Annotated in this window: 11 protein-coding genes; 2 read left to right on the forward strand and 9 right to left on the reverse strand. The window is 50.5% G+C overall.

The features are described from left to right. The 8 genes from NZ772_04235 to NZ772_04270 form a co-directional block, all read right to left on the reverse strand. On the reverse strand, positions 1-244 hold a 244-nt coding region (locus tag NZ772_04235; protein MCS6812765.1), incomplete at its 3' end, for an ABC transporter. A 13-nt stretch (positions 245-257) separates the two neighbouring features. Next, the gene (locus tag NZ772_04240) at positions 258-1,040 is read right to left on the reverse strand and encodes an ABC transporter permease (protein ID MCS6812766.1); all 783 of its coding nucleotides are present in this window, start codon (positions 1,038-1,040) and stop codon (positions 258-260) included. Positions 1,041-1,091: 51 nt separating this feature from the next. Continuing rightward, positions 1,092-2,312, reverse strand: a complete 1,221-nt coding sequence (ispG, locus tag NZ772_04245) for a (E)-4-hydroxy-3-methylbut-2-enyl-diphosphate synthase (GenBank protein ID MCS6812767.1) — start codon at positions 2,310-2,312, stop codon at positions 1,092-1,094. 130 nt (positions 2,313-2,442) lie between these two features. Continuing rightward, positions 2,443-2,964 carry a DUF948 domain-containing protein gene (locus tag NZ772_04250; protein MCS6812768.1) on the reverse strand — a complete coding sequence of 174 codons (522 nt, stop codon included), beginning with the start codon at positions 2,962-2,964 and terminating at the stop codon, positions 2,443-2,445. Positions 2,965-3,098: 134 nt separating this feature from the next. Then, positions 3,099-3,425 carry a YtxH domain-containing protein gene (locus tag NZ772_04255; protein MCS6812769.1) on the reverse strand — a complete coding sequence of 109 codons (327 nt, stop codon included), beginning with the start codon at positions 3,423-3,425 and terminating at the stop codon, positions 3,099-3,101. Between the two features lie 44 nt (positions 3,426-3,469). Further along, positions 3,470-5,710: a DUF1796 family putative cysteine peptidase gene (locus NZ772_04260; GenBank protein ID MCS6812770.1), complete on the reverse strand. Its 2,241-nt coding sequence runs from the start codon at positions 5,708-5,710 to the stop codon at positions 3,470-3,472. Between the two features lie 127 nt (positions 5,711-5,837). Beyond that, on the reverse strand, positions 5,838-7,151 hold the full coding sequence (locus tag NZ772_04265) for a PrsW family glutamic-type intramembrane protease (protein MCS6812771.1): 1,314 nt from the start codon (positions 7,149-7,151) through the stop codon (positions 5,838-5,840). 243 nt (positions 7,152-7,394) lie between these two features. After that, positions 7,395-7,958 carry a DUF2854 domain-containing protein gene (locus NZ772_04270; GenBank protein ID MCS6812772.1) on the reverse strand — a complete coding sequence of 188 codons (564 nt, stop codon included), beginning with the start codon at positions 7,956-7,958 and terminating at the stop codon, positions 7,395-7,397. A gap of 243 nt (positions 7,959-8,201) precedes the next feature. Here NZ772_04270 and NZ772_04275 point away from each other — a divergent pair, with 243 nt between their 5' ends. Further along, positions 8,202-8,474 carry a hypothetical protein gene (locus NZ772_04275; protein MCS6812773.1) on the forward strand — a complete coding sequence of 91 codons (273 nt, stop codon included), beginning with the start codon at positions 8,202-8,204 and terminating at the stop codon, positions 8,472-8,474. Between the two features lie 25 nt (positions 8,475-8,499). Here the strand turns inward: NZ772_04275 and NZ772_04280 are convergent, their stop codons facing one another. Continuing rightward, on the reverse strand, positions 8,500-9,195 hold the full coding sequence (locus tag NZ772_04280; GenBank protein MCS6812774.1) for a HEAT repeat domain-containing protein: 696 nt from the start codon (positions 9,193-9,195) through the stop codon (positions 8,500-8,502). A gap of 281 nt (positions 9,196-9,476) precedes the next feature. Between NZ772_04280 and smc the strand changes: the two genes are divergently transcribed. Beyond that, positions 9,477-13,151, forward strand: coding sequence for a chromosome segregation protein SMC (smc, locus tag NZ772_04285; protein ID MCS6812775.1), 3,675 nt, complete (start codon positions 9,477-9,479; stop codon positions 13,149-13,151). The last annotated feature ends 111 nt before the right edge of the window (positions 13,152-13,262 follow it).

Below are 13,262 nucleotides of genomic sequence, written 5' to 3' on the forward strand. Positions count from 1 at the left end.
GCAAGACAGACAGGGTAGCCACGATCGCGTCGGCGCTGGCTTGGGTGGAGCGTCGTCGCCAAAAGTCAGGTGAAGCTATCACAGCAAGCACTAGGTAGAAAATAGTCAAAAATGTGCCTACACCAATGAGCGCCACGGGAACTACACCCCAACTGCCAGAGATAGCGCCAGCAGAAACACCCATGGCTACTAAACTAGGGCCAATCCAGACCACAAATCGGGAATACTTGATTACCACGTCCATGTTGTAACCCTCCTTATGACCGCTGGAAGCGGAGTGCCTCGATCGACTGGGCGGTGAGAAACACCCCTAGTACCATGTAGGTGCCAAACATCAGCAAGCTACTGGTATCCAAAATGCCCTGGAGCAGATTGGCATAGTGCTTTAGCAGGGACAAATGACGTAGAATTTCGCCAAGGCTGCCCGTTAACCCTTGGGCAACAATTTCCAGTACCCATAGACCAAATACTAGAGCGAAGCTAAGTACGCCAGCTAGGAGGGTGCTACTGGTAAGAGAGGAGACAAACATCCCCAAGGACAGAGTGGCCGCTGCCATCAAAATTAGGGAGGCATAGCCTAACAGCATGACACCCGGTGGAAACGGTGGAGTCGAAGCGAGGAGGACGATCGTTACATAGGTGTAAACAGGTACCAGCATGGTGACAAAAAACGTGACGACTCCCAATAGCTTGCCTAAGGCCACTGCCCAGTTAGTGATTGGTGACGTTGCCAATAATTCTAAGGTGCCTTGCTTACGCTCCTCGGCATATAGCCCCATGGACAGGATGGGGAGGATGAACAGAGAGATGAACCCTGTAGTTCCCAAGAAATCCTGTAGAACCAGGGTAGGTACATCCACGGCTTGCCCCTGAAAGACTCCCTGTTGAGCAAAGGCAATGTCTCGCTGTAAGATCCAGGCAAAAAAGATGCCTGTGAGTAGCCAAAAAACGCCTGCAATTCCATAGGCTAGGGGTGATGCAAAATAACTTTGCAATTCTTTCCGATAAATTGCTGTGATATTACCCATGATGATTTTCATTGGAAGCTCGCCGATCGTCAGTAGATATTCGTTGGCATTGACAAGAACCAATTAGGGATCAACCCAGCGACCATCAGCCTTGATCAAGTTAATCAATTCTTCTACGCCCTGATCTTCGGGCACGCGCTTAATTTCCTCGCGACCTCGATAGAGAGAAATATACCCTGGAGTTTTACCCACGTATCCATAGTCAGCGTCAGCCATTTCGCCTGGGCCATTGACAATGCAACCCATGACAGCAATATCAAGACCAGTCAGGTGTTTAGTGGCCTCTCGAACTTTGTGCAACACTTCTTCTAGGTTGAACAGGGTACGTCCACAGGATGGACAGGCAACATACTCAACCATGGTTTTTCGCAGCCCTAAGGCCTGGAGAATCCCATAGCAGACAGGAATCTCGTTTTCTGGGGGTTCCGTTAGGGAAACGCGAATGGTATCACCAATGCCATCGGCCAGCAAGGTAGCGATCCCAGCAGTAGATTTGATGCGTCCATATTCACCATCCCCTGCTTCCGTTACGCCTAAATGCAGAGGATAGTCCATTCCCAATTCATCCATGCGCTTGACCATCAGGCGATAGGCTGCAATCATGACTGGGGTGCGAGAAGCCTTGAGGGAAATCACCAGGTTACGGAAATCGAGGGATTCACAGATGCGGATGAACTCTAGGGCAGATTCCACCATGCCTTCGGGGGTATCACCGTAGGTGAACAGCATCCGCTCGGCTAGAGAGCCATGATTGACCCCAATTCGCATTGCCTTGCCTTGATCCCGTAGGAAAACCACTAAGGGTTCTAAAGTTTCGCGAATTTTCTCGCCAATCTCATCAAACTCAGCTTGGGTATAGCTGGTGCGATCGGCCTTGGGCTTTTCAAACACGTACAATCCAGGGTTAATCCGTACCTTGTCAACGTGCTTGGCAACTTCGAGCGCAATTTTCATGCCATTGTGGTGGACATCAGCTACTAGAGGCACTGGCTGGTAGGTTGCTGCTAGCTTAGCTTTGATCTCTGCCATGGCATGGGCATGGGCGAGGCTAGGCACAGTTACCCGCACAATTTCACAGCCAATCTCGTGTAGACGGCGAATGGCAGCAACAGAGCCATCAATATCCAAGGTGTCTTCGTTAATCATGGATTGAACAACAATAGGGTTGTTGCCGCCGATCGTTACTGAGCCGACCTGCACGGGGCGAGTTTTGCGGCGATGGATGATGGTATCAAACGCAGGCGACTGAGCGGTAGAAGCGGGGGGAGAGTCTAGAGTTTGCATAGAATTTGCTTAGCTTACTCAACAGCAGGATAAAACAGTTCAAATGGTAACGCTGCCTACAATTTTGTCACATTGTTCAGCTTGCCATAGATTCAGCCTAGATACACGTCAGATTAATAGTCATCTGATGTTAACAGTCAACCGATGGAGTTCGCTGGGGCGCGGGATGACTGTCTTCGGCGGGTTTAGGTAGCTGACGACTCGGTGGAGTAGGATTGGCTGCATCTGCCACAGGACAATGCTGGTGGGTTAAAGAGCGCGATCGTCGGGATGCCCGGCGAGGTGATCTGCTCCGCACCAGACTATTCCAGGCTGCTCGTGCTCCTACCAAGAAGCTGCGCGTGGTAATTTGCAATCGTGAGGCTTGGCTACGAGCGGTCGTGAGGCCATCATCAACGCGCTTTACAACTCGACCTGCATGTTGCACGCCTTGACTCACATCACCAGTCAAGTCACTAATTTCTAAGCCCGTTAGCCGAATGGCCTCTAGGGTGGGTGGTAATTCCCGCATTAATGTGTCAGCTAGTTTCTCTACACTGCGTGCTGCACGGGCTAACTCTAGCATCGTGGGCAAGGCAATCACTAAGACTGCCGTGAGGCTGACAGCAACCAAGAGAATAGATAGTCCTAGAAAAAATAATGGATCTAGCAACACGAGTCAGGCTTCAACGAGGGTGTTTGTAGTTGGGTGATCGGTTGGCAGTGATATTGCACTAGTTGCCTCGCTTGATGACTAGCTAATCGCTAATGGGTCACCATCTGATCTGGTTACCTAGTACGGTCTGGTTACCTAGTACGGTCACGATCGCGATTAGTTTCCGTAAGGGTATGGTGTTCGCGCAATCCAGCAGATAGGCCGACGGCGAGCGCGTCCTTGAGACGAGCTAGGGTATCGTCCCAGCGCCGCAGGGCCGACTCCGAGAGGCGATCAGCTTGTAATTGCACCGTAGTAGACAAATCTTCGGCTAGCTCTGGCAGAGCACTAGCTGATTTTCTCAAGAACTGACGAGTTTCACGACCGCTGCGAGGGGCAATGAGGAGTCCAGTGACTACCCCGATCGCGGTGCCTAGCAGCAAGCCGCCAATGAATCCTCCTGACCGATTGTTTGACATGGAGCTAACTCCCTATAGGCTATGTACCTAACCGTAAGTATAGGTCAAGGATTGGGGGGACACCAGAACAGGTTTTTACTGGATATGCCCAGGGAGTCGAGAATACCACGCATCACATCTGTGCAGTAGAGCCAGTAGCCTAAGTCGTTGTACATGCGATCGGGGTCGAAGTCCAAATCATAATGGATAACATTAGGGATTCCTTCATACTCCGTAGAGGGTTGAGGTGTTAACAGCAACAGGCTAAAGGGCTTACCCTGGCACTTGCTGGCTAATTTTTCCATTAAGTCGATGACGGTGCCCCGATCGGAGAAGCCATTGCGCACAAACAACAACTTATCGGCATGGTCTAGCGTATACCAGAACCGAGCAGCACGAGCTTGATAGCGCTTACGCATCCGCGCATGAACTGGACTCATGTCACGGATAGGATCTTCATGCTCTTCCACTTCATGGGCAAAGGAAAGCCCTGTCCATTTGCTGTGGTAGATGCGCTTTTCATCTGCGTTATAGTGCAAAAACCTGGGGTTCCACATATCGTCAAAACCATGGGCAATCATGTCAGCCACGTCGCCCAGATTGGTTGTGCGTGTTAGGTCAAAGGGATAGGCTGGGCCATCGTACTCCATCTTGTACAGCAGCATTCGGGCAGCGCAGCGAGCACCTAGCGGCACGATCGCCACTCGGCTAATATCCGACAGTTTGCAGACATAGCGGAGAAGTATTGAGGTCTTAGGAGGCACCTTGACTCGACTTTCTAGGCCACTGCTGCTAATCATCATGGTGCGAAATGGCATCTCAGGCTGGAAGACATCCTCATACACGCCAGGAGGCATAGCCTTCAAGACACTGCGTACCTCTTGCCACATGGGATGAATGTTGAACTCATGGTCAGACTCATTAATCAGGCGGAGATGCTGGTCGTTTTCTTTCAGCATACCCAGGTGACCATCGTAGAAAAGCACCTGGGAATTATCAGGTGAGAACAGATCGAAGGTGCTGGCGTAGCTAATGTCTGTGCCTGGAGGAATCTCAAGCAATGTTTCGATTTCGCCTTGCGCATTGACAGACAAGCAGGGCTGGAGGCCAGTCTGGGGATTTTTAGCAATATAGATACCCGGCACTAAGGAGGCATGATCCCGTAGGGCTAGCTGCAACTCTTGCCAATAGGCTGCAATCTTGTAGGTGTAGGGTGAGGTATTGATAATTCGTAATTGGTTTTCCTTGGGGTAGGCAATAACGCGAAAGCCGGCATCATCTGCATACACCTCGATGCTCTGCTCTGCTTGGAAGTGCTTCTGGGCAGCAGCCAGATCGTCTCTGGTCAGTTGGAATATGTGCAGGTCGATCGCTTCATACATGAGCCGATGACCAATGGCATTAGGATGCGCTGGGTCAAAGGAGATGCCGCTACGCCAGTGACCATTGCCATCATCCAAGGCAGACAACCAGTTCAACAAGGGGACATCCCACGTCAGCATTCGTTGATGGGTATCCTTCAGCAGCCAATACTGCTCAGCGTTATAGTTGCCATGAGGGTATACCCCACCTAGAACAGGATAGGCTCCCAGTTCTCGTGTCATGCGGACTAGCCGCTGTAACCCACTCTCAAATCGCCGCTGGACGGCACGTCGCTCATGGGGAAGACAAGAGGCTAAACCTTCATTACCCAACGACAGCGCAATAATAACGACATCGGGTTTTTCTGGTGCTACAACTGTGGGGAAGCGCTCGATCGTCCGTGTCACATTAGCGCCTAACTCCGACACATTCACCAGGCTGTGTCCATAACGGTGGTGTAGAGACTCTGCCAACAGAGTTGCCCAGCCCTGCATTAGCCAAGCTTGATGACCTAGTGCCACAGAGCTGCCAATTACTACAATCTTTAAGCCATCGCCGCGCTGTGACCATTGGGGTGGCGTAGGGTGTTCATCGAAGCCGTAGGGGTAGGGTTGTATGTAGCCAAACTCACCATCATCCACAATAATAGAGCGGGATTGTTCACCTAAATCCCTAGGTAACCAACGGTTGGCACCCCATGCTTCCCATTGCACATCTCCATTGGCATCTAGACGAATGTACTTGTACTCAATTGGATGCTCATGATCTGAGGGCGATTGCTGGAACTTAATACCAGAGTCTGTTCGCCAAAGTGGATACTGTGCAGAAGTTGTTGTCAAGGGAACATAGTGGTTGACATCCCATGATCCCAGTTCTGGCGTTGAACCAACAATCCCAATAGATTCCCCCGGATTTGTGAATGCCTTGATCTGGAATCGATACATTGGTGTCTCCTAAAACTTGCCTTGACCTTATCACACAGAGCAGTCATTGTCTGTCTTAGGCATAACCTTACAGGGGTTCTTGTTTGGAAAGACACGTTTCAAGGTAGTGATGGTGGTTGAATAATGGCTAGCGATCGTCCCCAGACCGTAACCGAGTAGCAAAGTTGTGCTGACGGGTTGTAGAGATTTTTCTAGCTTTGAGGATGGCAGCAGCTAGGCAGGCATAGGAGAGAATGCCTACAATGGCCAACAACGGCGAATTGAAAAAACCAGCAGCATTCCATAAAGCATGGAGTCCAGCAGCACTGAGACACCCAACCGTTAAAACTGACCATCGTTGGCTGGGTTTCTGCACACTTAGACCAACAAAGTAGCCAAAGTAGCCACTATAGGCCATATGACCCGCTACAGAACCCAACACCCTAGGGATGAGAATCTGGATTCCCTGCTGTTCTCCCCCCTGTTGCACAATCATGGGTACGTATTGTCCTAGGGTTTCAAACAAGATGAAGCCCGCGGCAGAGGCTGTGCCAAGAATGATGCCATCAAGCGGTTCCCAGAGGCCAATGACTTCTCGGTAGGGCGATCGCAACTGTGTCCCCAGCCAAAATACGGCTACTAGAGGCAATATTTTCAGCAGCTCTTCCATAAGTCCGGCTCCAAAAAACATCCGAACTAACAATGGCAAGAATCCTAACGATTGGGGATTGTCAGGGACTCCCCCTGGCAAAATTTCTCGAAATACCCACGTAAAGATTGTCAACACTGGGCTAAGCAACAACAGCACCATACAGGCAGCAACGCCAATGGGCAACCACCACGGCTTTTGCTTGCCACACAGTTGATAGATCACGTAGTAGGCTGCTGCTGTTACATAAACGGCTAGAGCCTGTTTGAACAGTACAGGCTGATTGACCGTAGCAAACATGCCAACCACAAACAGTACGGTGATAATCCCTGGTATTAGATATGCCTTGTGTACTAAGTTACTGCGAGCATCGGAAGACCATAGGGGTATAAGTTGGGTAATGGTCACCCGATCTGACTGACTAGGCATAGCAGGGGTAGGTTCTTGCTCAAAGACAAATTCTGGCCCACTGCGACTAAAGCGAATGCGATCGCCGGGTCGTAACTCGTGCCAGCCTGCAATCAGCTCACCGTTAACGTAGGTGCCGTTTTGAGTATCTAAATCCTGAATTTGCCAGACGACTCGATCATCCTGTCCTGGAATAGGTGCAGGAATACGGTGCGGTCGCAGCTCTGCATGGTATCGAGACACAGTACTGTAGTGAGTTGAACTTAACCGCAGGTGACAATCGGTTTCTCGCCCTATAACGACAGGGCGATCAGGGCGCAACCTATACCGAAGCAAACGCCGCCCATGCAAATTTTCTGTAGGCACCTGTCGCAACTGAGCTGTAGCTGGCTGAGTCCTATTCATGGCCAATGTCGTAAGTTCCTTGAGTGATCTCTGCTGATCAGATGGTTGTCTAGCCCGCTTTTATCACTACCTCTATCACCACCTCCACGCTCAAGGATAGTCACAAACACCATGTATCAAACACTATCTATACAGTGCAACCACCTTCCGCAATCCATCTATCCCTAGTCCATAGCTTTGGCCTGCTATTGCACAGTTGCTACAACTTGAGGCAGTGCTACTTAGCTTTCTCTCAAAGTCTCTCTATTGGGTCTCTGCTGGCTTAGGGGCTGAGATCAGAGCAAGGTCAATGCGGTCTTCAGTTGGCTGGGTAATCTCAACTCGGATACCAGGCCCAAAAAACGTGGTGATCTTGTCTTGTTTTTGTTGCCAGGTTTCCAGTGGAATTAGGGGAGACTCGAACTCCAGCGTCAAAGCATAGGCCCCGTCACGATCGTCTTCACGAATGCTACGCAGGATTGGGCGCTCCTCGTCACTAGGACTCAAACCCAAATGAGCTAGTGAGGTGTCTAAATGAGCTTCTTGCCCGTAGCGATAGCGGGTTACATCCTTGCGGATTTGATGTTGAGTAGTAGTTGCTAGCCTATCTCGCAAGGCTAAGACTTCTGGAGTCGTTGGTTGACTGTAGGGCACAGGTTTTAGCTCCGCTGCTTTAAGGGCCAAACCGCCTAACAACAGGGGAATGCCATAGAAAAAACCAGCCAGATTGAGGGTGGGATTATTGGTAGCATAGGCAATAAAGCCGCCGATCGTCAGTAGCGTGCCAACCCATAGCCCCAATGTGCCTAATGAAATCTGCCGTACCATAGTAGTTTAGAGAGAGTGTTAAGTAGCTGCTGAAGCAAAGTACTAAGCCAAAGTACTAAGGTAACAGATTGTGTGTAGGAGATTGTGTACAAGAGTTCTTGTATGCCAGAGTTTTATCATGTAGGAGTATTAGCGTCCAGCAGCCAATTACAGCTCTGGCTAGACTATTGCCAGCGCTAGTCCCATTCTGGTTGTGTTACCTTTGCTCAGGCACCCTGCTTCCTTACTGGGCTGGAAAAAACTATGCCGGAAAAAAAGTATAAGCTTCCAACCTCTAGCCAAAAGCGCAAGCTGATCCAAAAACTCGATGCTTTAGAGCAACAGGATCAGAATCTGTATGATTCGTTGTCTGTCGATATCTGGGCACTAGCAAAAACGATTGAAGAGTTTCAGCCTGGGTTTTGGTCGGCGTTTATGAAGAATCGCGAAAAAGCCCTCAAGAGCTTTATCAATGACGTTCTGCGCAGCAAACCAAGCCCCACGCGCCAACAGCCACCGCACCCATTTCTAGACTAGCGATGTGTTAGCTAGATGTATTCACTCAATTGGTGGTGCCCGAATTATCTGCACCTAGGTCTTTTAACCGTTGCAGGGCAAATAAGGCTGCCTCAGCTACACTAGGATTAGCGTCTTTTGCCAGATAGTTCAGCGCTGAAATGCTCTTCGGACTGGGAAGATGACCCAATGCCTCGGCTAATCGTTGTCGCACAAGCCAGTCATCAGACTGAGCAAATTGCAGCAGCCGATCAATGGCATCCACGGCCCCAATTTCCCCCAAGGCTGCGATCGCGGCCTGTTGCAGCACAACTTCATCACTGTCAAGTGCTTGCATCAGCACATTATAGGCGCGGGGGTCTTTGAGATTGCCCAAGGATACAGCAGCACTAAAGCGCACCAGCCAATCAGTATCTTCGTAGAAGGCACGGCAGAGTGGCTCAAAGGCTCGAATATCTCCCAAGTAGCCCATAGCGCCCGCAGCATCCGCTCGAATTCCATAGTCAGGATCCGTTTCCAACAGCCGAACTAGAATGGGATAGCATTCATCGGTTTGCTTTAAACCTAGGGCAAACACTGCCATGGAACGTACTTGCAGATTTTTATCATTCAAAACTTTTTTGATCAGGGGAACCGCATCCGCAGCGTCTACATCCCTAAGGGCAGCAAGCGCTAACATGCGATCGCGGGAGTTATCACTGTCTAGTTGAGTTGCAATGGTGGTCAGGTCAGGAGAGGTCATTGGATCCGTCAATTGTAGTGACTAGAGATTTAACAAATATTTACATACTCGTAGTGTGCCACATTTTGTGAGCACTAGCGATGAACGAAATATTGGCATTGAGAATCTGCTTCTATCAGTCACATCAAGATTAGCGATCAATTAGCGATCAAAATGGAAAACATGCAGTAGAGTTTTACAGATTCCCATAGTCCCATAGTATAGTAAAAGTGTACGTAGTTGTTTTGTACTTCCCCGGCCCTAACTTATTGTCTGTAGCCCATATCCGTAATCCGTAGCCTGTGTACGTCAAGCGCGTCGAACTTTCTAACTTCAAGTCCTTTGGCGGCACAACTTCGGTTCCGCTGCTACCGGGGTTTACGGTAATTTCTGGCCCGAATGGTTCCGGCAAGTCTAACATTCTCGATGCAGTTCTGTTTGCTCTGGGGCTATCGAGTTCTAAGGGGATGCGGGCAGAGCGTTTGCCAGATTTAGTGAACCATGCCCAAATGACCAAAGGGCGATCAGTTGTTGAGACAAGTGTTAGTGTCACCTTTGACATAGAACATACTGATTTAGACTGGCAGGATGAGCAGACTGGAGATGTCAACGATCAGACTTCTCAGCATGGCTCTGGCTCAGAGAATAGGTCAAGGCAGAGTAGCTCAGAGCATTCCAATTCTGTTACAACTCCAGCAACTGCTGCTACGGAATGGACTGTTACCCGACGGCTGCGGGTTACCCAACAAGGAGCTTATACTTCTAACTACTACTTCAATGGTCAACCCTGCACCTTAGCAGAGTTACACGAACAGCTACGGCGACTGCGAATTTATCCAGAGGGCTACAATGTGGTGCTCCAGGGGGATGTCACGGGCATTATCTCCATGAACCCACGAGAACGGCGAGAGATTATTGATGAACTAGCCGGGGTAGCCGCCTTTGATCGCAAAATCAGCCAAGCTAAGGAAAAGCTAGATGCTGTGAAGGAGCGGGAAGACAAATTCCGAATTGTGGAGGCAGAGCTAATTGCCCAACGCGATCGCTTAGCACAGGATCGGATTAAGGCACAAAAATACCAAAACCTGCGGCAAGAACTAGAGGAAAAGACTCAGTGGGAAGCTGTAATTCACTACCGTCAGACCCTAGCAAACCAACAGCAGTTGGCAGCGCAAATTGAAGCTGACGATCGTCGCCACCAAGACCTAACTGTCCAATTAGCCAGCTTGGCGACAGAGATTCAGCAGATAGGAGCAACCTTAGAGCAACTCAATGCCCGGGTGAAGGCTATGGGGGAAGAGGAGCAACTGTCACTTCAGGCTACGTTGGCAACCCGCGAAGCAGAGTTGCGGCAACTCCAGCGCCAAGAGCAAGAACTGACCATTAGTAGCCAGCAGTTGGATCAGCAGTTGCACCACACTCAGCAAGACTTGCAGACCGTGCTGTCTCAGTTAGAAGAGCTAGCGCATCAGCAGCAACTAGAAACCATGCGTTTAGAAGACCTACGCACAGAGCGCGATCGTGCTCGGCATCGTCTAGACCAGAGTCGTGGTGCAGCCAGTGCCATAGCTGCCGCCTCTGAAGCTTGGATCCAGCAACAAACCCAACTCCGTCATCAGATTGATGCTCTCCTTAGCACCGTAGAACCTCAACGGGCTGAGCAGGCAAGGCTACAGGAGCGTGTCACCCAACTCAGCCAGCAACTCCAAGAGCAGCAGCAGATGTTAGCAAGCCTAACCGAAGAAATTGCTGCCAAGCAGCAGCAAACCGAAGCGGCTGACCAGCTCAACCAAGCAGCCCAACAGCAAGTGCAGACCCTGGTGCAGATTGTGGCAGACTTGGAGCAAGCAGTAGCCATGCACCAACAGACCCAAAGCCGCTTGCTGCAAGAACAACGGGACAAACAGCGCAAGCTTGACAAGCTAGAAGCCCAAGCCCAAGCGATGCAAGAGTCGCAAGGAACAGGAGCAACTCGCCTAATTTTGCAACTGGGATTGCCTGGAGTCTGTGGATTGGTTGCTCAACTGGGACGGGTAGATCCACGCTATCAGCTTGCCTTGGAAATTGCAGCCGGAGCGCGACTGGGACACTTGGTAGTGGAGGATGACAGTGTGGCAGCAGCAGGAATTGAACTGCTGAAGCAACGGCGGGCAGGACGAGCGACCTTTTTGCCGCTCAACAAGCTGGCTCCTGCTCGATCTCCTGGGCCTACGATTGATGCTCCTGGCTTTGTGGACTATGCCGTGAACTTAATTGAGTACGATCGTCGCTACCAAGACGTATTTGCCCATGTATTTGGATCCACCGCCGTATTCACTACCCTAGAGGATGCCCGTCGTTGTCTGGGGCGCTATCGCATGGTTACCCTAGATGGGGAGTTGTTGGAAACCAGCGGAGCTATAACCGGAGGCAGCAGTGACAGCCGCTATCAGTTGCACTTCGGCACGGTGGATGCCGGTGAGTCGGCAGAAATATCAGCCATCAGGCAGCGGTTGCAGGAAATTGAGCAGGTGCTAGAGCGGTGCGATCGCGACCTTACCCAAGCCCAAGCCGCCCTCAAGCAGCATCAGCAGCAACTGGTAGAAGCTCGTCAACAGCAGCGAGAAGCCCAGATTCACCTCCAGCAACATCAGCGCGATCGCGCCAACCTTGACCAGCAGCAGCACCACTTGCACAGCCACTGGGAACGATCAACCCAAGAGCTAGCTATCGCTGAGCAGCGTCTAGCAGTTCTAGCGACAGATCTACCCCAAGCCGAGCACCAGCTTGACCAATGGCGACGAGAATTGAACGAGCTAGAACAATCCCAAAACCATAGCCAGTGGCAACAGATTCAGACAACTCTGCGAGCACAGGAAGCCGAATTGCAAGAGCGGGAATTAGCAGTGCGATCGTCGGAACAACGCCTGAGCGATTTAGACAATCAGCAACAGCGCCTTCAGGAAAAAGCCCAGCAACTCCAGTTACGGATTCAGGATATTCGCCAGCAACAGACCCAAGGGTTGAACCAACAAGCAGCCTTAAGTCAACAATTGCTGACGATGACTAGCGAGATTAGCCAACTGCAGGCAGCGCTAGCCCAGTTAGAGCAAACTTTAGCAACCGTAAAACAAGAGCGCGATCGCACCGAGCGGCAGTGGCGAGAGCGTCAAGCTACCTATCAACAGTTGGCTTGGGAGCAACAAAAACTCCAGGAAACCTTGCAGACCCGGCGCATGGACTTGGTTACTATCAATGAGCAACTCCAGAGCCAATGGGAAGAACTGCCCACACCCCTACCAGATATTCCTGATCTAGACAATACCCCAGATTTAGTAGCACGGTTGGCCTCATTGCAGCATGAGTTACGATCGCTGCAAAAACGGATCCAAGCCATGGAGCCAGTCAATATGCTGGCCCTGGAGGAATACGAGCGCACCCAAGAGCGGCTAGATGACCTGAGCAAAAAATTAACGATCCTAGATGAAGAGCGCACAGAACTGTTGTTGCGCATTGAGAATTTCACGACCCTGCGTCAACAAGCCTTTCAAGAAGCCTTTGATGCAGTTAATGAGAACTTTCAGGCTATCTTTGCAGAATTGTCCGATGGTGACGGACGGCTACAGCTTGATGATCCCAGTGACCCCTTTAATAGTGGCTTAAATCTGATTGCCCACCCCAAGGGGAAACCCATCCAACGCCTCGCCTCCATGTCTGGGGGAGAAAAATCCCTAACGGCGTTGAGCTTTATTTTTGCCCTACAGCGCTATCGCCCCTCTTCCTTTTATGCTTTTGATGAAGTAGATATGTTCCTAGATGGGGCAAACGTAGAGCGATTAGCTAAAATGATCAAGAAACAAGCACAGCACGCACAGTTTATAGTAGTAAGTCTAAGACGACCTATGATTGAATCTGCGGAGCGTACCATTGGGGTAACCCAAGCTCGTGGTGCCTATACGCAAGTCTTGGGAATTAAGCTTCAAAGCGCGTCTGTGTAACATTAGACCCTGTTTAGGACATGATATCCGACAAAATTTGGCAACGGTCTGACTTTTTGGGAACCCAAGTAATCACTCGCGATACGGGCAAGCGCTTAGGCGTAGTGAGCC

The organism is Cyanobacteriota bacterium, assembly GCA_025054735.1.
In the GTDB taxonomy this organism is placed as follows: Bacteria; Cyanobacteriota; Cyanobacteriia; order SKYG9; family SKYG9; genus SKYG9.